This is a genomic window from Pseudonocardia sp. OZ21, assembly GCF_059359135.1.
In genome coordinates, this window is sequence record NZ_JCADBN010000005.1 from 492,717 (window position 1) to 516,787 (window position 24,071).

23 protein-coding genes are annotated in these 24,071 nt (G+C 73.1%); 16 read left to right on the plus strand and 7 right to left on the minus strand.

All coding sequences use genetic code 11. The features are described from left to right. Positions 1-6: 6 nt before the first annotated feature. The 5 genes from AC5L35_RS15375 to AC5L35_RS15395 all read left to right on the plus strand — a co-directional run bounded on the left by AC5L35_RS15375 (position 7) and on the right by AC5L35_RS15395 (position 4,392). Complete coding sequence (locus AC5L35_RS15375) at positions 7-1,194, plus strand: YbfB/YjiJ family MFS transporter (protein WP_495060298.1); 1,188 nt, start codon at positions 7-9, stop codon at positions 1,192-1,194. Positions 1,195-1,238: 44 nt separating this feature from the next. Then, positions 1,239-1,955, plus strand: a complete 717-nt coding sequence (locus tag AC5L35_RS15380; RefSeq protein ID WP_495060299.1) for an SDR family NAD(P)-dependent oxidoreductase — start codon at positions 1,239-1,241, stop codon at positions 1,953-1,955. 33 nt (positions 1,956-1,988) lie between these two features. After that, positions 1,989-2,228, plus strand: a complete 240-nt coding sequence (locus AC5L35_RS15385) for a tautomerase family protein (protein WP_495060300.1) — start codon at positions 1,989-1,991, stop codon at positions 2,226-2,228. Positions 2,229-2,416: 188 nt separating this feature from the next. After that, on the plus strand, positions 2,417-3,211 hold the full coding sequence (locus AC5L35_RS15390; RefSeq protein ID WP_495060301.1) for an ESX secretion-associated protein EspG: 795 nt from the start codon (positions 2,417-2,419) through the stop codon (positions 3,209-3,211). A gap of 95 nt (positions 3,212-3,306) precedes the next feature. Then, a complete protein-coding gene (locus AC5L35_RS15395) occupies positions 3,307-4,392 on the plus strand; it encodes a peptidoglycan recognition protein family protein (RefSeq protein WP_495060302.1) in 1,086 nt (361 codons plus the stop codon). Positions 4,393-4,432: 40 nt separating this feature from the next. Here the strand turns inward: AC5L35_RS15395 and AC5L35_RS15400 are convergent, their stop codons facing one another. Next, positions 4,433-4,798: a hypothetical protein gene (locus tag AC5L35_RS15400; RefSeq protein ID WP_495060303.1), complete on the minus strand. Its 366-nt coding sequence runs from the start codon at positions 4,796-4,798 to the stop codon at positions 4,433-4,435. Between the two features lie 251 nt (positions 4,799-5,049). Between AC5L35_RS15400 and AC5L35_RS15405 the strand changes: the two genes are divergently transcribed. After that, on the plus strand, positions 5,050-6,405 hold the full coding sequence (locus AC5L35_RS15405) for an FAD-dependent oxidoreductase (RefSeq protein ID WP_495060304.1): 1,356 nt from the start codon (positions 5,050-5,052) through the stop codon (positions 6,403-6,405). Between the two features lie 210 nt (positions 6,406-6,615). On the opposite strand, the gene AC5L35_RS15410 is transcribed toward AC5L35_RS15405, so the two are convergent. Further along, positions 6,616-8,019, minus strand: coding sequence for an NAD(P)H-quinone dehydrogenase (locus AC5L35_RS15410; RefSeq protein WP_495060305.1), 1,404 nt, complete (start codon positions 8,017-8,019; stop codon positions 6,616-6,618). 72 nt (positions 8,020-8,091) lie between these two features. Here AC5L35_RS15410 and AC5L35_RS15415 point away from each other — a divergent pair, with 72 nt between their 5' ends. Continuing rightward, on the plus strand, positions 8,092-8,541 hold the full coding sequence (locus AC5L35_RS15415) for a gamma-glutamylcyclotransferase (protein WP_495060400.1): 450 nt from the start codon (positions 8,092-8,094) through the stop codon (positions 8,539-8,541). Positions 8,542-8,634: 93 nt separating this feature from the next. Here AC5L35_RS15415 and AC5L35_RS15420 read toward each other — a convergent pair whose 3' ends face one another. Beyond that, positions 8,635-9,816, minus strand: coding sequence for an amidohydrolase (locus AC5L35_RS15420; protein WP_495060401.1), 1,182 nt, complete (start codon positions 9,814-9,816; stop codon positions 8,635-8,637). A 478-nt stretch (positions 9,817-10,294) separates the two neighbouring features. On the opposite strand from AC5L35_RS15420, the gene AC5L35_RS15425 reads away from it, so the two are divergent. The 4 genes from AC5L35_RS15425 to AC5L35_RS15440 all read left to right on the plus strand — a co-directional run bounded on the left by AC5L35_RS15425 (position 10,295) and on the right by AC5L35_RS15440 (position 14,639). After that, the gene (locus AC5L35_RS15425; protein ID WP_495060306.1) at positions 10,295-11,548 is read left to right on the plus strand and encodes a serine/threonine-protein kinase; all 1,254 of its coding nucleotides are present in this window, start codon (positions 10,295-10,297) and stop codon (positions 11,546-11,548) included. A gap of 84 nt (positions 11,549-11,632) precedes the next feature. Then, the gene (locus AC5L35_RS15430) at positions 11,633-12,433 is read left to right on the plus strand and encodes a purine-nucleoside phosphorylase (protein ID WP_495060307.1); all 801 of its coding nucleotides are present in this window, start codon (positions 11,633-11,635) and stop codon (positions 12,431-12,433) included. Further along, a complete protein-coding gene (locus tag AC5L35_RS15435; protein ID WP_495060308.1) occupies positions 12,430-14,052 on the plus strand; it encodes a phospho-sugar mutase in 1,623 nt (540 codons plus the stop codon). Before AC5L35_RS15430 ends, AC5L35_RS15435 begins: the two co-directional genes overlap by 4 nt. Positions 14,053-14,069: 17 nt before the next feature. Next, positions 14,070-14,639 carry a TetR/AcrR family transcriptional regulator gene (locus AC5L35_RS15440; RefSeq protein ID WP_495060309.1) on the plus strand — a complete coding sequence of 190 codons (570 nt, stop codon included), beginning with the start codon at positions 14,070-14,072 and terminating at the stop codon, positions 14,637-14,639. A 31-nt stretch (positions 14,640-14,670) separates the two neighbouring features. Here the strand turns inward: AC5L35_RS15440 and upp are convergent, their stop codons facing one another. Together upp and AC5L35_RS15450 are read right to left on the minus strand one after the other, a co-directional pair. Then, positions 14,671-15,294: a uracil phosphoribosyltransferase gene (upp, locus tag AC5L35_RS15445; protein WP_495060310.1), complete on the minus strand. Its 624-nt coding sequence runs from the start codon at positions 15,292-15,294 to the stop codon at positions 14,671-14,673. A 53-nt stretch (positions 15,295-15,347) separates the two neighbouring features. Then, positions 15,348-15,800: a winged helix-turn-helix transcriptional regulator gene (locus tag AC5L35_RS15450; protein WP_495060311.1), complete on the minus strand. Its 453-nt coding sequence runs from the start codon at positions 15,798-15,800 to the stop codon at positions 15,348-15,350. A gap of 112 nt (positions 15,801-15,912) precedes the next feature. Between AC5L35_RS15450 and AC5L35_RS15455 the strand changes: the two genes are divergently transcribed. Next, positions 15,913-17,277, plus strand: a complete 1,365-nt coding sequence (locus tag AC5L35_RS15455) for an MFS transporter (protein WP_495060312.1) — start codon at positions 15,913-15,915, stop codon at positions 17,275-17,277. 66 nt (positions 17,278-17,343) lie between these two features. Here the strand turns inward: AC5L35_RS15455 and AC5L35_RS15460 are convergent, their stop codons facing one another. Continuing rightward, positions 17,344-18,927 carry a metallophosphoesterase family protein gene (locus AC5L35_RS15460; protein ID WP_495060313.1) on the minus strand — a complete coding sequence of 528 codons (1,584 nt, stop codon included), beginning with the start codon at positions 18,925-18,927 and terminating at the stop codon, positions 17,344-17,346. Next, positions 18,924-19,835 (minus strand): haloalkane dehalogenase, encoded by a 912-nt coding sequence (locus tag AC5L35_RS15465; protein WP_495060314.1) that lies wholly within the window; start codon positions 19,833-19,835, stop codon positions 18,924-18,926. Before AC5L35_RS15465 ends, AC5L35_RS15460 begins: the two co-directional genes overlap by 4 nt. Positions 19,836-20,426: 591 nt before the next feature. On the opposite strand from AC5L35_RS15465, the gene AC5L35_RS15470 reads away from it, so the two are divergent. The 4 genes from AC5L35_RS15470 (at position 20,427) to AC5L35_RS15485 (ending at position 24,024) form a co-directional block, all read left to right on the plus strand. Beyond that, complete coding sequence (locus AC5L35_RS15470) at positions 20,427-20,663, plus strand: hypothetical protein (protein WP_169395244.1); 237 nt, start codon at positions 20,427-20,429, stop codon at positions 20,661-20,663. A gap of 306 nt (positions 20,664-20,969) precedes the next feature. Next, positions 20,970-21,866 (plus strand): deoxyribose-phosphate aldolase, encoded by an 897-nt coding sequence (gene deoC / locus AC5L35_RS15475; RefSeq protein ID WP_495060402.1) that lies wholly within the window; start codon positions 20,970-20,972, stop codon positions 21,864-21,866. Beyond that, positions 21,863-23,296: an aldehyde dehydrogenase family protein gene (locus AC5L35_RS15480; protein WP_495060403.1), complete on the plus strand. Its 1,434-nt coding sequence runs from the start codon at positions 21,863-21,865 to the stop codon at positions 23,294-23,296. The genes deoC and AC5L35_RS15480 overlap by 4 nt, the downstream gene beginning before the upstream one ends. Before the next feature lie 143 nt (positions 23,297-23,439). After that, positions 23,440-24,024 (plus strand): NADPH-dependent FMN reductase, encoded by a 585-nt coding sequence (locus AC5L35_RS15485; protein WP_495060315.1) that lies wholly within the window; start codon positions 23,440-23,442, stop codon positions 24,022-24,024. Positions 24,025-24,071: the final 47 nt, after the last annotated feature.

Consider the following 24,071-nt stretch of genomic DNA (forward strand, 5'->3'; position numbering starts at 1 on the left):
CGCGTCGTGAGTGCAAGGCAGGCTATGTGCCGGGGAGCGTCGTCGTCTCCCTGGCCGACCGTCGTGCAAGGCGCAGCGGCACTCGCGGCGAGCATGGGGATCGGCAGGTTCGTCTACACCCCGATCCTGCCCCTCATGCAAGCGCAGACGAGCCTGTCCCCGCAGTGGGGGTCGGCGCTGGCGACGGCGAACTACGTCGGCTATCTCGCCGGGGCGACGGCCGGAATCCTCGTCCCGACGTTGGTGCGGTCGGCGGTGGTGCTACGCACGTCGTTGATCGTGCTGGTCGCGACCTTGGCGCTGATGCCGGTCACGCAGAACGACGCAGTGTGGGCCGTGCTGCGGCTGGGCGCGGGCGCCACCAGCGCTCTCGTGTTCGTCATCGCCGTCAGTGCCGTGCACCGTCACCTGCGTGATCACGGTGCCCACCTGACCGGATGGGCGTTCGGCGGCATCGGCACCGGCATCGCCCTGTCCGGGATCCTGGTGCTCCTCCTCCGATCGGTGGCCACCTGGCGTGCCGCCTGGTGGGCGTCGGCGGCTCTCGCGCTCGTGCTCGCGGCAGGCGCCTGGGCGCTGGAACCGGAACCACCGGAACCCGCGGGCGCGGCCGGAGTTCGCCGGGCCGGGCCGGGGACGGACCGCTGGTTCTGGGCGCTGTTCGCCGGCTACACGCTGGAAGGTGTCGGCTACATCATCGCCGGGACGTTCCTGGTCGCGGCGATGGACCAGAACGCCTCCGGCCCGGCCGGCAGCGGTGCATGGGTTCTGGTCGGGCTCGCCGCCCTGCCGTCCTGCGTCCTGTGGGCGCGGCTGGGCACGCGGTGGCCGGCATCGGTGCTGCTGCCGGTCGCGCTGGTGATCCAGGCTCTCGGCATCGCTCTGCCCGCTGTCTCCGGGGGCACCGGACCAGCAGTGGTGTCAGCTCTGCTGTTCGGTGCGACGTTCGTGGGTGTCACCTCGATGGCACTCGCGATCGGTGCGCACCTGCGGTTCCCGCGTGCGGTGGCCTTGTTGACCACCGGGTACGGCGTCGGGCAGATCGCCGGCCCACTGATCGTCACCCCGTTGTTGAGCCATGGCTACCAGCAGCCTCTGCTGGTCGGCGCCGCCGCCGTCCTCGCCGCCGCCCTCGCCTCCGCGGCACCGCGATTCCGACGCCGGCCGGATCGCGTGGCGGAAATCGCTCGATAACCCACTCCGTACGACAACCAGAGAACACGAAGGGGAACAGATCGATGGGAAACCTCCAGGGACAGCAGGTCGCCATCATCACCGGCGCCTCGCAGGGTATCGGCGCCGACCTGGTCAGCGCCTTCCGGAAGCTGGGCTACGGCGTGGTCGCGAACTCGCGCTCGATTACGCCGTCCGAGGACCCGGACGTCGTGAGCGTCCAGGGCGACATCGCCGACGCGGACACTGCGCAGCGGGTGATCGGAGAGGCGCTGAGCAGGTTCGGCCGCGTCGACACGCTGGTCAACAACGCCGGCCTCTTCATCGCGAGGCCTTTCACCGAGTACACGGAGGAGGACTTCGCCGCAGTGGTGGGGGTGAACCTGGCCGGGTTCTTCCGCGTCACGCAAGGCGCCGTGGAACTCATGGAGAGCCAGGGAACAGGTCACATCGTCAACATCACGACGAGCCTGGTCGACCACGCCAACTCGAACGTGCCGTCCGTGCTCGCCTCGCTGACGAAGGGCGGCCTCAGCGCCGCCACGAAGTCGCTGGCCATCGAGTACGCGACGCGCGGCATCCGCGTGAACGCCGTGTCTCCGGGAATCATCAAGACCCCGATGCAACCGGTCGCGACCCACGAGGCGCTGGGCGGACTGCACCCCGTTGGTCACATGGGCGAGATCAGCGACGTCGTCGACGCCGTGGTCTATCTCGAGTCGGCGCCCTTCGTGACCGGAGAAGTCCTGCACGTCGACGGCGGCCAGAGCGCCGGTCACTGACTCGCGCACCATCTCGGAGAGGAGCAAGACGACATGCCGGTCGTGACCATCCAGGTGACCCGAGAGGGAACCACCCCTGACGCGCACTCGGTGACCGCCGAGGAGAAGGCCGCACTCATCAGCGGAGTCAGTGCGCTGCTGCTCGACGTGCTCAACAAGCCGGTCGACTCCACCTTCGTCATCATCGACGAGGTCGAGACCGAGAACTGGGGCTGGGGCGGCCTGCCGGTGGAGCGGTTCCGTGAGCAACTGCGTGCGCGTCAGGCCGAATGACCAACAAGAGGTCCGACGACGGGTTCGACCGGGTGCCGGAGGCCGCGACGGCCGGTGCGGACTGCAGCCGCACCGGCCGTCGTGCGTCCCGGGTCGTTCACGTCCGCACACGGCTTCCCGGGAAAGCCCCCGGCACCGGACCTTCCCGCCCTACCGTCGCCGCGAGATCTCGCGCACGGGAGGACACCATGGCCGAGCCCGCTCTCGAACCGCTGCCCGGCGCACCCCGGCACGTGCTCACCGCAGTCGAGTTCGACGTGCTGTGGGAACGGCTCCGGCTCGGCCCCACGCCCGTCGTCCTGCGCCTGGAGTCGCCGGGCCGCACCCGTGCCGGGCGGCGGGAGCTCCAGGCGGCGGGCTGGCAGGCGCTGCGCCGGCGCGGGCTCGCCGGGCCGTCCGGGCCCGACCCCGAGCTCGCCCGGCTGCTGCGCCTGCTGGCCCGCCCCGTCGAGCAACTGGAGCTGCGGGGGCGGTGGCAGCACCGGGTGCGGGCCGTGGCCGCCGGTGCCCCCGACGCGTGCGTGCTGGCCGTCCGCCAGGACGCCACCGTCACCCTGGGAGCGCACGGCTCGCTGCCGGCCGCTCTGCTGCGTGCGCTCCCCGCTGCCCCGCCGGGCCCCGGGCGGGCCGCCACCGTGCCCTCGGCCGTGCTCGCCGCTGCCGCTCCGGGCACCGCGCTGCGGACGGCGCTCCTCGCCGGGAAGGTCGCCCCCGCCGACGCCGGCCTCCTGGCCCGCATGGTCACGGGCGTCGACGCGGGCGCGCAGATCGTCGCACTCAGCGCCGACCGCTGGGGCGTGCTCCACCGCGGGGGCGGTGTCCTCGCGATCCTCGACGGGCCCCGTGGCCGCTACCTCATGACGCGCTCCGCGAGCGAGGACGGCGTCGAGTGGACCACGGTCGCGCCCACCGACCCTCGCAGGCTGGGCCACCGGGTGTCGCAGCTGCTCACCGCGGCGAGAGCCGCCGTGGGCAGCGGCTGAGGCCCCTGCACCCGGCTCGCCAAGATCATGCCCGCTTGTCGGGCATACCTCCGAACGGGTTAACGTACCCGCCTCTCGCCCCTCGGAGGATCACCATGGCCGTCAGTCGCAGGGCGCTGCTTCTCGGTGGAGGATCGGCGGCGTTGGCCGTCGCCGCGGGCACCACCACAGCCTTCGCGCAGACCCCGGTACCGGTCCCGCCGCCGGGCGAGCCGGGGGTCACCGGCACGCTCCGGGTGCTCGGCAACACGGCGCCGGTCCGGGCCGAGCAGCGCCTCACCCATCTCGGGCTGAGCTGGTCCGGCGAGCCGGACGTCGGGCTGAGGGTGCGGATCGGGTCCGAATGGCACGCCGTAAAGGTTCCGGCGGCGTGCGGCGGGGGCCGCGACGACAGGCCCGGCAGACGGCGCTCCGCGCTGGTGGCCGTCCCCGACACCGGGGAGTACACACTCGAGATGGGCACCGACACCCCGGTCCGGGTCGGCGAGATCAACACGATGGCCGAGCCGAAGCCGGCGCCCGGACCTCGGAGCGAGAAGTGGGACGGCGGCCTGGTCTACCGCACCCGTGCCGGATGGGGTGCCGACGAGGGGCTGCGGTTCGGCGCTGACGGCACCGAGCTGTTCCCGCCCACCTGGCACCCGGTGCAGACGCTGACCGTGCACCACTCGGCCACCCAGAACAACGACCCCAACCCGGCGAGCACGGTGCGCGGGATCTACTACGACCACACGGTCACGCGCGAGTTCGGTGACATCGGCTACCACCTGCTGATCGACGAGGCCGGCGCTCTCTACGAGGGCCGCTGGTCGGGCGACGACCCGGTTCCGGTCTTCGGCGGCGCGTCCACCCCGAAGGCACCGCTGATGGCCAACGCCGCCCATGTCGGCGGCCTCAACGCGGGCAACGTCGGGGTGGTGCTGCTCGGAGACCTCACCGACGTGGAGCCCACATCCGCGGCGCTGGACACCCTGGTCCAGGTGCTCACGGTGCTCACCCGCGTCAGCCGGCTGGATCCCACCGGCACCACCGACTACGTCAACCCGATCTCCGGTGCCACGGCCACGGTGCCGACCATCTCCGGGCACCAGGACTGGGAGCCCACCACGGAGTGCCCCGGCGACAAGCTCAGCGCGAAGCTCCCCGGGATCCGGAAGCAGATCGCCGCCGTCGTGGCCTGAGGGCCGGCTCGGCGTGGCTCACCGGCGCGGGCCGGAGCGCTCAGCCGTTGCCGGCGTTCCTGACGGCCGTGCCGCGCCCGGCCACCGCCCCGGCGACGCCCGCCACCACCGTCACCCCGGCGAGCAGGATCGCCACCAGCCCGAGGCCGCCGACGAACAACCCGATCACCGCGGACACCGCGCCGACCGCGAGCCCGGTGCGCGCCACCGCCGCCCCCGTGCGGTCCCGGGACACGTAGCGAGCGGCTCCTGCCGTGAGCAGGATCGCGAGCAGCCCGCTGAGGGGGGCGAGCAGAGCGACAGGCGGCAGGATCAGGTAGGCGGCGTCGTCCACGAGCTGCGCGCCGATCCCGGCGATCAGCACTGCGCCGGCGGGCACGCGGGACGTTGCAGGCAGAGTGGTCATCACTCGATCGTGCGCGGCCTGCCGGGCGCCGACATCAGGGATCGCCCGGACCGGACCCGGAGCCGGGACCGCAGGGCGCCGGGATCGGCCTTGCCCTGGCGAGCGCCCGGGGTAGCTTCAAGATCCCGTTTGCCCCATCCGCCGGACCTCGTCGTCCGGCCGCACCGGCAGGAGCTCTCCCAGTGCCGTCCGCATCCCGCGTCTTCACGGAGCTCAGCACGTCCCGACGGCCGACGGACACGAGACCGGTCATGGGGCGCGCGGTCGTGCTCGGCGCCAGCATGGCGGGCCTGCTGGCCGCACGGGTGCTCAGCGACCACGCCGAGGAGGTCGTCGTCATCGAGCGCGACGCGGCCGACACCGGGTACGAGCCCCGGCCGGGGGTGCCGCAGGGCAGCCAGGTGCACGCGCTCCTGCCGGCCGGTCAGGTGCAGCTCGAGCGGTGGTTCCCCGGGTTCGCCGAGGAGGCGCTCGCGGCAGGCGCCGTGGTGCCGTCCCCGACGGGCACCCGGATGTACTTCAACGGCGTGCTGCAGCCGCCCCCGCAGCGGATCGCCGGCTCGGGCATCGCGCTGGTGACCACCCGGCCGTTCCTCGAGGCCATGGTCCGGCGCCGCACCACGGCCATCGCCAACATCCGGATCGTCCACGGACGCGCCGATGGCGTGGTCCTCACCGGCGACAGGACCACGGGAGTGCGGTATCGGCCGACGGGCGAGAGCGCCGACGCCGAACCGACCACAGAGCCCGCCGACCTGGTCGTCGACGCGATGGGCCGGTCGAGCCGCCTCAGCGACTGGCTCGAGGACAACGGCTGGCCCCGGCCGCCGATGCAGCGGATGCCGATCAAGCTGAACTACGCCACGGCGATGTTCCGGCGCGACGAGCGGATCAGCGACATCAGCGTCGCCGTGTCGCAGACGCGCCCCGCGGCGGGCCGGGTGGCCCGGATCGGCGGGATCAACGCCGTGGAGGACGACCGCTGGATCATGTTGATCTCGGGTTACGCCGACGACCGGCCGAGCCGGGATCCCGCCGAGTTCGCCACCCGTTGCCGTCGCGACTTCCCGGCCGTCTTCGGGGACATCGCCGAGCAGGCCGAGATGCTCGGGGACGTGATCACCTACCACCAGGCCGACAGCAGGCGGCGCGAGTTCCACGAGCTGGAGCGGTTCCCCGCCGGGCTCCTGGCCACCGGTGACGCGGTGGCGTCGTTCAACCCCGTCTACGGGCAGGGGATGACCTCGGCGGCGCTGCATGCGTCCTGCCTGTCGTCGTACCTGCGTGGGGAGCCACGGCTCGACGAGCCGGCACGGGAGTACTTCGACAAGGTGCGGGTGGTGGTCGACGCGGCCTGGCAGGTCTCCACCCTCGCCGACCTCGCGCTGCCCCACGTCGACGGCCCCTACCCACCCGGCTACGCGCTGATCTCCAAGCTGGGCGACATGGTTCTCGCGATGTCGGCGGTCGACCCCGAGATCAACCGGCGAATGAGCATGGTCACCACGATGCTCGCGCACCCGAGCACGCTGGCCCGGCCCAGCACGCTCGTGCGTGCCGTGGGCGCCAGGCTGCGCACCGGCCTCCGGAGCCAGCCCGGCAGGTGATGCAGCGCCGGGGCAGCGCCGCGACACACGGCCCCGCGAGTCGCCCGCTCCGCGCCCGCGAGTCGCCCGTTCCGTGTGCGCGAGTCGCCCGTTCCTGCTGGGGACGGCCACGGTGACACCGTTGTGGTCCCGGGTCGCTGTCCCGGAGCGGCCCGACGCCGCACCATGTGTCCATGACGCGGCACGGGCGGCGGCGTCCAGACCTCGCGGTCAGTCCAGGTCGCCGTGGCGCATCAGCTGGCGTCCGGCCTCGGTGATCGAACCCGACAGCGACGGGTACACCGAGAACGTGTGGGCGAGGTCGGCCACGGTGAGCCCGTTCTGCACGGCCAGCGCGATCGGCAGGATCAGCTCGCTCGCCACCGGGGCCACGACCACACCCCCCACCACCACGCCGGTGGCGGGGCGGCAGAAGAGCTTCACGAACCCGCGGCGCAGCCCCTGCATCTTCGCCCGTGGGTTGGTGGACAGCGGCATCATGATCGTGCGAGCCGGCACCTCACCCGCGTCGATCGCACGCTGGCTGATGCCGACGGTCGCGATCTCCGGCCGCGTGAACACGGCGGCCGCCACCGTCTTCAGCTTGATCGGCGCCACGCCCTCACCGAGCGCGTGCCACATCGCGATCCGTCCCTGCATCGCGGCCACCGAGGCGAGCATCAGCACCCCGGTGCAGTCGCCTGCCGCGTACACGCCCGGCACCGACGTGCGCGAGACCCGGTCGACGGGGATGAAGCCACCACGCCCCAGTTCGACGCCGATCTTCTCCAGCCCGATGTCGGCGGTGTTGGGCACCGAGCCGACGGTCATGAGCGCGTGCGAGCCGGTGACGGTGCGGCCGTCGGCGAGGGTGACGACCACGCCGTCCCCGTCGCGCTTCACCGTCTCGGCGCGCGCCTGCGGAAGGATCTCGACCCCCCGCTCGGCGAAGACGTCCTGCAGCACGGCGGCCGCGTCGGCGTCCTCGCCGGGGAGGACGCGGTCGCGGCTGGAGATGAGGGTGACCCGCGCCCCCATCTCCACGTAGGCCGAGACGAACTCCGCGCCCGTCACCCCGGAACCGATGACGATCAGGTGCTCGGGCAGTGCCTGGAGGTCGTAGAGCTGGCGCCAGGTGAGGATGCGTTCGCCGTCGGGGGCGGCGTCCGGCAGCACGCGCGGGGTGGCGCCGGTGGCGATGAGGACGACGTCGGCGGGAAGCTCCTCGCGACCACCATCGGGTGTCCGTGTCTCGACCACGTGGGGCGCCCGGACCGAGGGCTCGTCGGTGAAGACGGCGGTGCCGCGGACGATCCGCACACCCTCCCGTTCCACGCGGGCGCGCACGTCGGCGGACTGCGCGAGCGCGAGGCGCTTCACCCGGGCGTGCACCGTGGGCAGGTCGATGCCGATGGCCTGCCGGTCGGCGGTGACGCCCAGGTCAGGGGCACGATGCAGGTCGACTCTGATGCCCGCGGACGAGATGAAGGTCTTGGACGGCACGCAGTCGTCGAGCACGCACGCGCCGCCCATCCCTTCGCGCTCGACGACGGTGACGTCACTGCCGTGCTGAGCGGCCACCAGGGCCGCTTCGTACCCCGCAGGCCCCCCGCCCATGATCACGATGCGCGTCACCGATGCATGCCTCCTCCTGATGTCCGGTTCCCCGAGCACGGTACGCGGGCGATGGCGCACTACTCTGTGGCGGTGCCGCTGTACGCCGCTTACGGGTCGAACATGGATCCCGCGCAGATGAAGGAGCGTGCCCCGCACTCGCCGATGGCGGGTACCGGGTGGCTCGTCGGCTGGCGGCTCACCTTCGGAGGCGAGGACTACGGCTGGGAGGGCGCGCTCTCCACGGTCGTCGAGGACCCGGACTCCCAGGTGTTCGTCGTGCTCTACGACGTCTCCGAACTCGACGCCGACCAGCTCGACCGCTGGGAAGGTGGCGAGCTGGGGCTGCACAAGAAGCTGCGGCTACGCGTGCACACCCTCGACGGCGACGTCCTGGCCTGGATCTACGTGCTCGACGCCTATGAGGGCGGGATGCCCAGCGCCCGCTACCTCGGGGTCATCGCCGACGCCGCCGAACAGGCCGGCGCCCCGGCCGACTACGTCTCGGCGCTGCGCAACCGCCCGAGCGGCAAATCCGTCTGACCCTCGCGCTGGACGTTCCGGACGGCGAGATCGACGTGAGCGTGGCCAGGAGCGCACCCGACCACTCCCACGCCGATCTCGATCGGACAGGGGTCAGGGAGCGGTGAGGGCCGTGAGAGCGGCCTGGATGAGGACGCGGACCCCGAAGGGCAGGGCGCGCTCGTCGAGGTCGAACGTGGGCTGGTGGATGTCGCGCATCGGGCCGTGACCAGGCCACACCCCGAGCCGGGCCATGGCGCCGGGAGCGTGCTCCAGGTACCAGGCGAAGTCCTCGCCACCGCTGCTCTGCTCGGTGCTGGTGGCGGCGTCGGGACCCCGGACGGTGATGGCGGCGTCGGCCATAATGCCCGCGCTGACGGCCTCGTTGACCACGGGCGGCACGCCGCGGATGTGCTCGAGGACGTAGCCGGTGCCGGTGGGTGCGAGCAGCGCCGAGACCAGCGAGCGGATCTTGGCCTCGAGCTCCCCCCACGTGTGGTGGTCGGCGGTGCGCAGGGTGCCCCGCAGGACGCCGTGCTGCGGGATGGCGTTGGCCGCCTCCCCCGCGTGCACGGCACCCCAGACGAGGACGGTGCCCGAGCGCGGGTCGACCTGGCGCGTGAGGAGCAGCGGCAGCTGCGTGATGAGCAGCCCGAGTGCCTCGACGAGGTCGGCGGTGAGGTGCGGACGTGAGGTGTGGCCACCGGGAGAGGTGAGCCGGACCTCGATGACGTCGCACGCCGACGTGATGGGCCCGACCCGGGTGCCGACCTTGCCGACCTCGAGCCGAGGGTCGCAGTGCAGGGCGAAGACGCGGTCGACACCCTCCATGACGCCGTCGGCCACCATGTCGATCGCGCCGCCGGGCTGGACCTCCTCGGCGGGCTGGAAGATGAGCCGCACCCGGCCGGGCAGCGCAGGCGCGGAGGCCAGCGCGAGACCGGCCCCGAGCAGCATGGCGGTGTGCGCGTCGTGCCCGCAGGCGTGCATCACGCCGTCGACGGTGGAGCCGAACGGGAGTCCGGTGTCCTCCTTGAGGGGAAGGGCGTCGAGGTCTGCGCGGAGGGCGACGCAGCGGTCGCCGTATCCGATGTCGCAGACGAGGCCGGTGCCGCCGGGGAGGGTGCGGGGCTCGAGCCCCGCCGCCATCAACCGCCGCGCCACCAGTTCGGTGGTGCGGTGCTCGGCGCGCCCGAGCTCCGGTACGGCGTGTATGGCGCGTCGCCAGGCGACCACGTCGGTTCGGTGTGCCGCGAGCCAGGAGTCGAGCCATGGCGGGCCACTGCCCGCACCCATATCATTCACGGCCAGCTCCGCAGGCGGCACGAGGTCGTTGTGAGCCTCCAGCAAGGTCACCGCACACCACCGCGTGCAGCGGTCCCCCGAGGACCGGTCGCAGCGCGCAACGTCAGCGGTGCGCGCATTGAGGCTGCTTCGTCGTGCATCCAGCCATGGTGCTCACCCGGACGGCGGTGTTCCAACCGGAAACGCATCAGGGGGCGGAATCCGCGCCGAGGGGTTGCGGATCTGCTGCGGGCGGGCACGCGGACTGTGACGAACGGTCGCCGGAAGCTGAGGCGAACGGGGGTTGACACCGTTCGTCGCCGCTCGTCGAACGCGGGCGTGGAACGCAGTGTCGCCATGACGGCCCTGTCGACAATCACCCACACCCACAGGGGTCAACTCCCCCCTCGGGGAGCAACCCGGGAGCGACTCGCGTACGTACGCGGGGGGCGCCATCAGCGCTCTTGTGCGGGCCGGTGAGAATGGGCACGTGTCGCAGGACAGCCCGGAGGGCCAGCACGTGCGCCTGATCGGAGGCCGGTACCGGCTCTCCGATCTCCTCGGCAGCGGCGCCATGGGCACCGTCTGGGCGGGCTATGACGAGGTGCTGCAGCGCCGGGTGGCGGTCAAGGAGCTGAAGGTCCCGCCGGGTGTGCCCGACCAGGAGGCGGCGGAGGCGCGCGAGCGCATCATGCGTGAGGCGCGGGCCCTCGGCGGCCTGTCGCACCCGAACATCATCACCGTGTTCGACGTCGTCGACGTCGACGGTGCACCGGTGGTCGTCCTGGAGCTGGTGCCGTCCCGCAACCTGGCGACGATGATCGGCGAGCAGGGCACGCTGACGCTGCAGCAGTCGGCGGTGGTCGGGTTCGCGACGGCGGGCGGCCTGCGGGCAGCACACCGCAGCGGGATCACGCACCGGGACGTCAAGCCGGGCAACGTGCTCGTGGCCGACGACGGCCGCGTGAAGCTCACCGACTTCGGCATCGCCCGCAACATCGCCGACGCCCCCATGACGAGCGTGGGGCTCGTCCTCGGCTCCCCCGCGTACATCGCGCCGGAGGTCGCGGCAGGCCAGCCGGTGACGCCCGCGGCGGATCTCTGGGGACTGGGCGCCACGCTCTTCGCGGCGCTGGAGGGGCGGCCGCCCTACGACGTGCACGGCGACCCCGTGTCCACGATCACCGAGGTGGTGGACGGCGAGGTCCCGCGGCCGCGGACGTCCAACGCGGTGGCCGAGGTGATCATGGCGCTGATGGTCAAGGACCCCGACGCGCGGATGCCGCTCGACGAGGTCCGCCACCGGCTGCGGCCGCTCATCGACGACCCGGACGACCCGCTCTACCCCGGTTCGCCGGACGCGCCCACCATCGGGGCGGGTCTCCCCGTTCCGACCGCCGCGGAGCGCGCCGAGTTCAGCGCCGGTCGCCCGGCTCCCCTGCCGCCTGCGCCGACCGGCGCGCGTCACCTCGTGGAGCCGGCGCCGTTGGCCTCGTCGCCCGGCCCCCTGCCGCCGTCCCGGACCCGCCAGCCCGCCCCGGTCCGGCCGGTGGCCTCCACGGGCTCCCGGCGCCACTCGGCGGCCGCGGCACCCGTGACGGGCTGGGCCGCGGTCGGGCTGGTGGTCGCGGGGGCGGCGGTGGTCGTGGCCGGTGCGATCGGCGGGTGGACCGCCACCCGGCTGCTGGGCGGGCAGTCCCCGTTCACCACCGCCACCGTCTCGTCGGCCGACACCGCACCGTGAACGTGGCCGGCCGGCACCTGCTGAACGCTGCCGGCTCCGCCCTCACCACCGCCTGACGTCACCGTCGGTCGATAAGCTCCGCTCATGAGCGCCGAGGTCTCCCCAGCACCCGCCGACGCCGCGGCAGCGGCCATCGCCGCAGCCACCGGAGTCGACAAGCACGACGTGGCCGTGGTGCTCGGGTCGGGCTGGCGGCCCGCCGCCGACATCATCGGCGAACCGGCCCACGAGATCGCGATGGCCGACCTGCCCGGCTTCGTCGCCCCCGCCGTCGCCGGGCACGGCGGCACGATCCGGTCGGTCCCCGTCGGAGAGCACCGGGCGCTCGTCCTGCTCGGCCGCACGCACCTCTACGAGGGCCACGGCGCCGACCCGGTCGCCCACGGCGTCCGCACGGCCGCGGCGGCGGGCTGCCGCACCGTGGTGCTCACCAACGCGGCGGGCGGCATCCGGGAGGGCATGTGGGTCGGTGAGCCCGTGCTGATCTCGGACCACCTGAACCTGACCGGGCGCTCGTCGCTGGTGGGCCCGCGCTTCACGGACCTGACCGACCTCTACTCGCCACGGCTGCGTGCGCTCGCCCGGGAGATCGACCCGTCGCTGTCCGAGGGTGTCTACGCCGGTCTGCCCGGCCCGCACTTCGAGACGCCCGCCGAGATCCGGATGCTGCGCGGGCTGGGAGCCGACCTCGTCGGGATGTCCACGGTGCTGGAGGCGATCGCAGCGCGCGCCGAGGGCATCGAGGTGTTCGGGCTGTCGCTCGTCACCAACCTGGCCGCCGGGATGACGGGCGAGCCGCTCGACCACCACGAGGTGCTGGCCGCGGGTGCGGCGTCGGCAGGCCGGATGGGTGCGCTGTTGCGTGACCTCATCGCCCGCTCGTGACCCTGCCGCCCGACCTGCGTGACGCCGCCACGCGCTGGATCGCCGACGACCCCGACCCCCTGACGCGCACGGAGCTGCAGCGGGTGCTGGCCGCGGCCATGGTCGGCACGCCGGGCGCGGTGGACGACCTCCGCGACCGGATGGCGGGAATGCTGTGCTTCGGCACCGCCGGGCTGCGCGGCCCGGTGCGGGCGGGTCCCGCGGGGATGAACGTGGCCGTGGTGCGCCGGGCCACCGCCGGGCTGGCCGCCTGGCTGGCCGGCCGGGGTGATTCGGGACCGGTGGTGGTCGGCCGGGACGCCCGGCACGGGTCGGAGGCGTTCGCGGCGGCGGCTGCGGAGGTGCTGGCGGGCGCGGGGTTCCGGGTGCTGACCCTGCCGGCGCCGTTGCCCACGCCGGTGCTGGCGTTCGCCGTCCGCGAGCTCGGGGCCGTGGCGGGCGTGCAGATCACGGCATCCCACAACCCGCCCGCCGACAACGGTTACAAGGTCTACCTGGCCGACGGCGCGCAGCTCGCGCCCCCGTCGGACGCCGAGATCGAGGCGGCGATCAGGGCGGCTCCGGCCGCCGTGTCCGTCCCGACCGCCGCCACCGCCACCACCGTGGACGTCACGGAGGCCTACCTGGACCGCGTCGGGCGGCTGCCGCGCGGCACGGCGCGGCAGCTGCGGGTGGCGCTCACGCCGATGCACGGGGTGGGCGGGGCCACCGCGGTGCACGCGCTGCACCGGGCCGGGTTCACCGACGTGCACGTCGTCACCGCGCAGGCCACCCCCGATCCCGACTTCCCGACCGTCTCCTTCCCCAACCCGGAGGAGCCGGGGGCCACCGACGCGCTGCTCGCGCTCGCCGCCGAGGTGGACGCCGACCTGGCGATCGCCCTGGACCCCGACGCCGACCGCTGCGCGCTGGCCGTGCCGGACGCCGGGGGCGGCTGGCGGATGCTCACCGGCGACGAGACCGGTGTGCTGCTGGGCGACCACCTGCTGCGGTCGGGCGCCGCCCGGGGTGTGCCCTACGACGACCCGCTGGTGGTCACCACGGTCGTCTCCTCGTCGATGCTCCGGCCGCTCGCCGCCGCCTACGGGGCGCGGTACGCCGAGACCCTCACCGGGTTCAAGTGGATCGTCCGGGGTGGCCCGGGGCTGGTGTACGGCTACGAGGAGGCCCTCGGCTACTGCGTCGACCCCGACGCGGTGCGCGACAAGGACGGCATCGCTGCTGCCGTGCTGGCCTGCGACCTGGCGGCCGGGCTGAAGGCAGCGGGCCAGGGGCCGGCCGACCGGCTCGACGAGCTGGCCGTGGCGCACGGGGTGCACCGCACGGAAGGGGTGTCGGTGCGCCGGGACCCGGCAGCCCGCGACGCTCTCGTCGAGCGGCTGCGGTCCGGGGCGCCGGCAGGGTGGTCGGCGCAACGACCCGCACCCGACGTCCTCGTCCTGCGGCGCCACGGTGCACGGCTGGTGATCCGCCCGTCCGGCACCGAGCCGAAGGTCAAGGCCTACCTCGAGGTGGTCGAGCCGGTGCCGCACGCCGCGGCGCTGGCCGGAGCGAAAGCCACCGCCCAGAGCCGCCTCGACGCCCTGCGTGCAGAGGTCCACGAACTGCTGGACGGCTGACGGGCTAGCCTGCGCCGATGGCGCGGCCGAAGGTCCACGACGAGGCGCTGCGGGACCGACTACTCCGGCACGCGCTGGAGCGCGTCTCGGCCGACGGGATGCCGGCGTTGAGCCTGCGCGCCCTCGCTGCCGAGTGCGACACGTCCACCACCGCCGTCTACTCGCTGTTCGGCGGGAAGGCCGGGCTGCTGACGGCCCTGTTCGACGAGGCGCTGTGCCGGTTCCGCGCCCACCTGGCCGTCCCGCCGGGCAACGACGCCCTCGACGACCTGGTCCAGCTGGCGCTCGCCTACCGGCAGGGTGCGCTCGCGCAGCCCCACCTGTTCGAGGTGGTGTTCGACGGCGACCCGCAGGAGCTCGCGAGCGGTGCCGCACTCGCCCCGCTGCGCGAGTTCGTGCAGCGGGCCGTCGAGGACGACGCGCTGCGGCCCGATCTCGATCCCGCCACCGCCGCGCTCGCCCTCTGGGCCACCGTGCACGGCTGGGTGTGCCTGCAGCTGCGCGGCCTGCTCCCGCCGGGCGCGGAGACCCGCTTCGAGGACGCGCTCCGTTCCGTCACGGCCGGGTGGGCCGCGGCGGCTCCGTAACCGGCCCGCGCACGGGGTGGCCGCGGACGGGTCAGACGGCGCCGAACTGGCGGTCGCCCGCATCCCCCAGGCCCGGGACGATGAACGCCGAGTCGTTGAGCCGCTCGTCGATGCTGGCGGTGATCACCCGTACCGGGAGGCCGCTGCCCCGCAGGTGCTCGACGCCCTCGGGCGCGGCCAGCACGCAGATCGCCGTGACGTCGGTGGCACCCCGCTCGGTGAGGAGCCGGATCGTGTGCGCCATCGAGCCGCCGGTGGCGAGCATCGGGTCGAGCACGAACACCGGGCGCCCCTGCAACGAGTCCGGCAACGACTCCATGTACGGGACGGGCTGGTGGGTCTCCTCGTCACGGGCGAGCCCGACGAACCCCATCTGCGCCTCCGGCATCAACCCGAGTGCGGCGTCCGCCATGCCGAGCCCGGCACGCAGCACGGGCACCAGCAGCGGCGGGTTGGCCAGCCGGAACCCGACGGTGCGCGCCACCGGCGTGTGCAGCGGGGCGGAGGCCAGCGGGGCGTCCCGGGTGGCCTCGTAGATCAGCATCAGGGTCAGGTCCCGCAACGCCGCGCGGAAGGTGGGGTTGTCCGTGCGCGCGTCGCGCAGCTCGGAGAGCCGGGCCTTGGCCAGTGGGTGGTCGACGACCTGCACGTCCATGGCGGAAGGCTAGCGCCGACCTTCCGGACGGCACGGGCGTCCTGTCCGTCCTGTCAGGGCGACGGTGCGGTCTGCGCCGCGTCGTAGGCGGCACGCGCGGCGGCGATCTCGTTCTGGTGGGCCTCGGTCCAGGTGACCAGCGCCTGGATGGTCTCGTGGAGCGTGGAGCCGAGGGGCGTGAGCTCGTAGTCCACTCTCGGCGGGACGACGGGGTACACGGTGCGGCGCACCAGCCCGTCGCGCTCGAGCTGGCGCAGGGTGACGGTGAGCATGCGCTGGCTGACGCCGTCGATCTCGCGGCGCAGCTCGGTGAAGCGCAGCCTCCGCCGCTCGAGCAGCGCGATGACCAGCAGCGACCACTTGTCGGCCACCCGGTCGAGGATCTGCCGGACCTCGCAGTCCTCGCGGGTGTCCCACTGGTAGGGATCCCCGTGTCCTTCGGTGTCCCCGTGCTGTGGGCCGGTACCGCAGCAGTGCGTCGGTGACTTCGAAGTGCCTTCTTCCATGCCTCCCGATGGTGACTCACGATGTGGTCGGTTACAAGACAGAACCGACGATCGGAGCAATTCGGTGTCCGTACCCACGTCCTCGCCGGCGCCGGCGGCGCCCCATGAGCGCATGAGCGGCCGCGCGTGGGGTCTGCTTCTCGTCCTCTGCGGCGCGATCTTCCTCGAGGGCATCGACATCTCCATGATGGGCGTGGCCCTGCCGTCGATCCGCGCCGAACTCGGCATGTCCACGAGCTCGCTGCAGTGGGTGGTGACCGCCTACGTGCTTGGTTACGGCGGCTTCGTCCTGCTGGGCGGCCGTGCGGCCGACCTGCTGGGCAGGCGCCGGATGTTCGTGACCTGGCTCGTGGTGTTCGTGGTCTTCTCCGGCCTCGGCGGCCTCGCCACCGACGCCTGGCTCCTCGTCCTCGCCCGCTTCGTGACGGGAGTGGCTGCAGCTTTCCTGGCTCCCGCGGGACTCTCGATCATCACCACGACGTTCGCGGCGGGCCGCGCCCGCAACCGCGCCGTCCTCATCTATGCCGGTGCAGCGGCCGGTGGGTTCTCGCTCGGCATGGTCGTCGGCGGGCTGTTGGCGGCCGTGAACTGGCGGTGGGTGTTCTTCGCGCCGGTGCTGATGGCCGCGGCGATCCTGGTGGCCGCGGTGCTCCTCATCCCCCGGGAGCCACGACCGACAGCGGTCTCCGGAGGCTTCGACATCGCCGGCACCGTCACGTTGGTGGGCGGCATGCTGCTGCTCGTCGTGACGGTCGTGCGGGCGCCGGAGGTCGGGATCGGGACGACGATCGGCACGCTCGTCGCAGCCGTCGTGCTCTTCGTGGCGTTCGTGCTGGTCGAGCAGCGGTCGGCGGCACCGCTCGTCCGGCTCGGGATCCTGCGCTCCGCGCCGTTGCTGCGGGCGAACGCGGGAGCGCTCCTGCTCGTCGGCTCGTTCATGGCGTTCCAGTTCACGGTGGTGCTGTACCTGCAGGAGATGCGCGGCTGGTCGGAGGTCGAGACAGGGCTCGCGCTCGCCGTGGCCGGCATCGACGCCGTGCTCGCGCCGACCCTCACCCCGTGGCTGGTGAACCGCTTCGGCAACGCGCGGGTGGCCGCAGGCGGGCTCGTGCTCGCGGCCGTCGCGTACCTGCTGTTCCTGCCGGTGGGGCCGGACTGGGGCTACCTCGCGATGCTCCCGGCGCTGCTCGTGCTGGGTACCGGCTTCGCGCTGGCGTACGGCCCGCTCACGATCGCGGCCACCGAGGGCGTCGCCGACGAGGAGCAGGGTCTCGCGAGCGGGCTGCTGACCACCTCGTTCCAGTTCGGCGCGGCGCTCGGGCTCGCGGTGGTGGCGGCGGTGATCGCCGCCAACTCCGCGGGCGGCACCACGCTCGACGGCCTGCAGGCCGGGCTGGTGGTGCCGCTCGTCGGCGCGGTGCTCGGCGCGGTGCTCACCATGGCCGGGCTGCGCAGGCGGGCGCCGCGAGCAGCGTGACCCGAGGCCCGCGGCGGGCGACTCACGCACGCAGAACGGGCGACTCGCGCACGCAGAACGGGCGGGTCACGGCACCGGACGGCCCGGGGTCTCGCTCGTCCATACCCACCGGCCGTCCGGCTGCCGGGTGGCGCGCATCCGGTCCTCCAGCACCGGGTCGACCTCGTGCTCCCGGCAGCCGGTGGCGGCCCAGCACGACACCACGATCTCGTCGCCGGTGGCGTCGAGCCGCAGGAAGCTCTTGAACTGGGGCACGGCGTTCGAGTCGAACAGCACCGACATCAGGTTGTGCGCCGGCGCCGTGCCCCGCGCGGGCAGCGGGAAGATGACGTCGGCGGCCCGGCGCTCCCTGGCCGGCACGGAGGGCGAGCCCGGCCGCGGCGGCGTGATGCCCACCCGCTCGGCCATCAGCGTGGTCGCGTCGTCCGGGGAGATCACCAACCGGCCGAGCCCGAGGCCGAGGACTCTGTCGTAGCGCCTGCTGAAGTGGGCGAGCGAGTCACCGCGCAGCGGGTAGCAGCGGAAGTCCTCCTCGCGGACGGCGGGCGCGAGCCGGTCCACGTTGGGGATCTGGTGGGTGGCCGAGAGATAGGCGCCCGAGCCGCCCGCCACGAGGTACAGGATCGTGCGCCCGTCGGGCTGGCGCACGGGGTAGCGCTGGTAGTTGTGGTCGTCCCCGCCGATCGCCGCGACGTAGTTGTTCGCCGGGTCGGCGACGATGTCGTCGACGAACCCGCCGCCCTCGATCGGGCACGGCTGCGCGTGGGCGTAGCTGTAGAGGGGCTTCCCGGTGAGCAGGATCTTGGGGCGGTCGCCCGCCGACACCTCCCGCAACCAGTCGCCCTGGTCGCGGTCGAGGTGGCCGTCGATCCCCACGTCGATGAGCACCAGCCGCACCGGACCGGCGTCGATCGCGCAGTACGGACCCGGCTGCACCGCCTGCTGCGACTCCGCGTCGCGGTAGCGGCGCATCTCGGCGACGTCCTCCGCGGTGGCTTTCGGCGCGTGCCGCCAGAGCAGCCGGTGCAGCGCCCGCTTCCACCAGGGGCCGGGCACCTCGGGCGAGGGCTCCCCCACGTCGGGCGCCACGTCGCAGAAGGTGGTCATGAAGCCGGTGAGCCCGTCGTACCAGTCGTGGTTGCCGGGCAGGCCGTAGAGCGGAGCCCGGTAGCCGGCGTAGGCGCGGTAGAAGCGGTCGCGGTAGGCGCGGACCCCACCGGCCGGGTAGACGACGTCACTGCACACGACGCCGAGGTCGGTGTCGCCCGCCACCCGATCCAGCACCGGCACCACCACGTACTGCGAGGCGTCCCCCTCGCCGGGGTCGCCGAGCACCGCGACGGAGATGCGGTCGCGGTCGGCGAAGCGGGTGACGAGCCGGTCGCGCGGTGGCGGCGGCGCGCCTGCCGCCTCGGCGTAGGCGTCGAGCCTGCGCAGCCATTCCCGGCGCTGGCCGTCGGTGGGGTCACCGAGCCTGCGCGCCACCATGTCGTTGCGCGAGGCGATGAGCGGGCCGGGCGACAACCAGCTGAGCCGGTTGTCGACGGGCGCGAGGCCCGCGCCGACGCCCTGCTGCCTGCAGCCCCAGCCGGCACCGCCCGTGGAGCTGCGGGAGGGCTCGCTCCCGAGTTCGGGACGCAGTGCGGTCACCGCACACCCCCCACGAAACGCACGATCTCGGCGGCCAGCGCGGGCCCGGCGTCCTCCTGCAGGAAGTGCCCGGCGCCGGTGATCGTCGGATGCTCCCGGCCTGCCGCGCCCGGCATGGTGCGGCGCAGGACCGGCTCCATGGCCGCAGTGATCGGGTCCCCGTCGCTGAACGCGCAGAGGAACGGGATCTCGCTGCGCGACAGCGTCGCCCATGCCACGCGGTTGGCCTCCGTTGCCGGGTCGTCGGGCCGGGTCGGCAGGAGCAGCGGCATCGCCCGCGGGCCCGCCTTGTAGCTCTCGTCCGGGAACGGCGCGTCGTAGGCCGCGCTGACCTCCGGGACGAACGGCGTGCGGCAGCCGGCCTGCACCAGCCGGGCGATGTCGAGGCGCTCCGCCCTCTCCACGGCCCGGCGGAACTGCCACCAGACGTCGGGCATGTCGTGGTCGCCGGTGGGCAGCCCGGTGTTCGCGGCCACCACGGCGGCGAACCGGTCGAGGTGCTCGGCCACCAGCCGCAGCCCCAGCAGGCCGCCCCAGTCCTGCCCGACGAGCGTGACGCCGCGCAGGTCGAGCACGTCGAACACGAGCGACCGCAGCCACTCGACATGCCGGGCGTAGCTGTGGTCGGTCACCTCGGTGGGCTTGTCGGAGCGGCCGAACCCGACGAGGTCGGGGGCCACGACCCGCAGCCCGGCCGCGGCCAGCACGGGAATCACCGTCCGGTAGAGGAACGACCAGCTCGGCTCGCCGTGCAGCAACAGGACGGGCGGGCCGTCCGCCGGGCCTGCCTCCACCCAGGCCATGCGTAACGATCCGCCGTCGGGATCGGGGACGTCGCCGTAGCAGGGAGTGAGAGCGAAGCCGGGAAGGAGGGCGAACCGCTCGCCGGGTGTGCGGAGGCAGCGCATGAGCTGATCTTGACAGTCGCCCCCGTACCGACCGACGCCGCTTCGCTGAGCCGTGGCACTCCCGCGCGAGCCGCTCCGGCGGCACGCGGCCCACAGTCCGCGGTGACCGTCCGCGATCCTGGGACGGACGGTGACCGGCGCCACAGTTGCGACGGGCACCGGCGGCGACCGCCCGCTACCGGCGCCGGTCGAGGCGGGCCGTCACCACATCGGGAGACGAACACCCGACCGCGGTCCGCGGCCAATCACATTCCGCAACGATTCCGGGGCGTGCTACTCCATCGTGGACGGGCGGCCGAGGTTCGATGGAGCAGCGGAACACCTGGTCCGGACCGTCCCTGGATCATCGTCGGCACCGGCTCGACGGGCGAAGTCCGTACCGAGGGTAATGATGACTAAGAGTGTCAAGATCGACACGTTGATCCTAGTCAGGGGCGGGTGTACACCGTTTCGACGGCCCTATCACCCACTTGTCGGTACCCACCGTGATCGAACTTGCAGATTCACCCTGACCCGAATGGGTGGTCTGCCACAAACACTGTCACGCCGAAGGCCTCCCCGACGCTGTACTTATGACTAGGAGGTGATCCGGTGCCGGAGAACTCAACTTCCGACGAAGCGACGCTGGTCGCTGCAGCGGAGAAGCTTACGCAGTGCGACGGTTATGTTGTGCTCGCCGTCGACCCTCAGACCGGAGAGGTTGATGCCCACGGACCGTTCGACGGCCTGACGGCAACAGTCAAGGCCGATCAACTGCGCCGCGATTTCGATCGCGGTGGACTGGAGGACGTCACTGTCGGCGTCGTCCGTCTGCACAGCTCCACCTGACCCCACCCGCTACGGGACGCTCCCCCCAACACTCGCGGTCGCCCGCTGCGCCCATCGGCGCAGCGGGCGGCGCGCTGTTCAGGATCGAGCAGTGCGGCCGGCGCCCTCCGGGTGATCGCGCCGGGAGGCCGGACGTCCGCGGCGACGACCCTCGATCGCGGGCCTCCGGCCCCTACACTCAGCGCCGTGACAACGATCGTCCCCGCCCCGCGGCCCGACGCGCGCAGCGCAGGCCGAGCGCCTGTCGACACCGGAGACGGCGTCGCCGGGCCGGGGTTCGGCGACGTCGCCCGCGACGAGGCCTCCTTGCGCCGCTTCCTGCACGGGCTGCCGGGCGTCGACCAGGTAGGGCTCGAGCGCCGGTCAGCGGTGCTGGCCACACGGAGCATCAAGCGGGAGTCGAAGCTCCAGGCCCTCGACATGGCCATCTCCATGATCGACCTCACCACGCTGGAAGGGTCCGACACCCCGGGCAAGGTGCGGTCGCTGTGCGCGCAGGCCCGCCGCCCCGATCCCGACCACCCGCAGGTACCGCCCGTGGCCGCCGTCTGTGTCTACCCGGACCTGGCCGGGGTCGCGGTGGAGGCGCTGCGCGGCTCGGGGGTGGCGGTCGCCGCCGTCGCCACCGCGTTCCCGTCCGGGCGGTCGTCGCGGGTGGTCAAGCTCGCCGACACCGCGCTCGCCGTCGAGGCCGGGGCCTCCGAGATCGACATGGTGATCGACCGCGGCGCCTTTCTCACCGGTCGCTACGGCGCCGTGTACGAGGAGATCGCCGCCGTGAAGCAGGCCTGCGGCAGCGCCCACCTCAAGGTGATCCTGGAGACCGGGGAGCTCGCGGGCTACGACGACGTGCGCCGCGCGTCCTGGCTCGCCCTACTCGCGGGCGCCGACGTCATCAAGACCTCCACGGGCAAGATCTCCCCGGCGGCGACGCTGCCCGTGGTGCAGCTGATGCTGCAGGCCGTGCGTGACTGGCACCGCGCCACCGGCGAGCTGCGGGGCGTGAAGGCCGCGGGCGGGATCCGCACCGCGAAGGACGCCATCCGCCACCTCGTGGCGGTCAACGAGATCGCGGGGCCGGCATGGCTCACCCCGCAGCTCTTCCGGTTCGGCGCGTCGTCCCTGCTCGGCGACCTCCTCCGGCAGCGCCGCACCCAGCTCGACGGGCACTACGAGAGCACCGACCGGATCGGGAACGCCTGATGGACTGGACCTACGCCCCCGCCCCCGAGTCCGCGGCGCTCGCGAACCTGCAGCCTGCCTACCGCCCGTTCCTCGACGGGCAGTTCGTCGACGGCGGCGGCGAGCCGCTGAAGACGATCAACCCGGCGACGGAGGAGGTGCTCGCCGAGGTCGGCACGGCGGGCCCGGCCGACGTCGACCGGGCCGTGGCGGCCGCCCGCCGCGCGTACACCGAGGTGTGGGGCCCGATGCCCGGGGCCGAACGGGCCAAGTACCTGTTCCGGATCGCGCGCGTGGTCGCCGAGCGCTCCCGCGAGCTCGCGGTGCTGGAGACGCTGGACAACGGGAAGCCGATCCGCGAGTCGCGCGACATCGACGTGCCCACGGCCTCGGCGCACCTGTTCCACCACGCCGGCTGGGCCGACAAGCTCGGCTACGCGGGGCTGGGCCCCGACCCTCGGCCGCTCGGCGTGGTCGGTGCCGTGATCCCGTGGAACTTCCCGCTGCTCATGGCCGTCTGGAAGATCGCTCCGGCACTGGCCTGCGGCAACACGATCGTCCTCAAGCCTGCGGAGACCACCCCGCTCACCGCGCTCGTGCTGGCCGAGATCGCCGCCGATGCCGGGCTGCCCCCTGGCGTGCTGAACGTCCTCCCCGGCGCCGGTGACGTGGGCGCCGCCCTCGTGGGTCACCAGGGGCTGGACAAGGTGGCCTTCACGGGCTCCACCGAGGTGGGCAAGGAGATCCAGCGGCGCCTCGGCGGCACCGGCAGGCGGCTCACGCTGGAGCTGGGCGGCAAGGCCGCCAACATCGTCTACGACGACGCGGCGCTCGACCAGGCCGTCGACGGCGTCGTCGACGGGATCTTCTTCAACCAGGGCCACGTCTGCTGTGCGGGGTCGCGGCTGCTGGTGCAGGAGTCGATCGCGGAGGAGTTCGAGACGCTCCTGCGCGCCCGGATCGAGACGCTGCGAGTGGGCGATCCGCTCGACAAGAACACCGACGTCGGCGCCATCAACTCGCGTGCCCAGCTGGACCGGATCGTCGACCTCGCCGCCGCGGGCGACGCCGAGGGGGCGCAGCGCTGGACCAGTTCCTGCGCGCTGCCCGAGCGCGGTCTGTTCTTCCCGCCCACCGTCTTCTCCGGCGTGGAGCAGACGATGCGGGTGGCGCGGGAGGAGATCTTCGGGCCGGTCCTGTCGGTGCTGACGTTCCGCACCCCCGACGAGGCCGTCGCCAAGGCCAACAACACGCCGTACGGCCTCTCCGCCGGTATCTGGACCGAGAAGGGCGCCAAGGCGCTCTGGACCGCGCAGCGGGTGCGTGCCGGCGTGGTCTGGGCCAACACCTTCAACCGCTTCGACCCCACGGCGCCCTTCGGCGGCTACCGCGAGTCCGGCTTCGGCCGGGAAGGCGGGCGGATCGGCCTCGAGGCCTACCTCGACGCCTGACGCCGCCTCCGGGACGCACACCGGCGCGGCCGTCACGTACGGGTCGTGGTGATCGGCAGCGCCGGTCACGTGACGGATTCGGTGGGTCCCTCCTCGCTCCTAGCGTCCCTCGCATCAACAGCGACGAGGGGAAGGAGCCCACCATGACCGACGAGCGACTGCGCCTGGTGGTGATCATCGGGAGCACACGGGAGGGCCGGTTCGGGCCCACGGTGGCCGACTGGTTCGTCGGGGAGGCGACGCAGCACGCCGACATGGACGTCGACGTGCTCGACCTCGCCGACGCCGCGCTGCCGGACCGGCTGACCGGGTTCGGGCAGCCGGCGCCGCCACAGGTGGCGGCCGTGGCGCCGCGCCTGGCGGCCGCCGACGCGTTCGTGGTGATCACGCCGGAGTACAACCACAGCTATCCGGCGCCGCTGAAGACACTCGTCGACTGGTACGGGCGGGAGTGGCAGGCCAAGCCGGTGGCCTTCGTGTCCTACGGCGGGATGTCGGGCGGCCTGCGTGCGGTGGAGCACCTGCGGCCGGTGTTCGCCGAGGTCCACGCGACCACGGTGCGCGACACCGTGAGCTTCCACGGCGCGTGGGCCCGGTTCGGCGAGGACGCCCGGCCGCTCGATGAGGCAGAGTGCTCGGCGGCGGCGAAGATACTGCTCGACCAGCTCGCCTGGTGGGCCGTGGCCCTGCGCGACGCCCGTGCCGCCCGCCCGTACGTCACCGGGTGATCGAACTTGACCTCGACTCAACTTCAACTCCTAACGTCCGAGTCCCG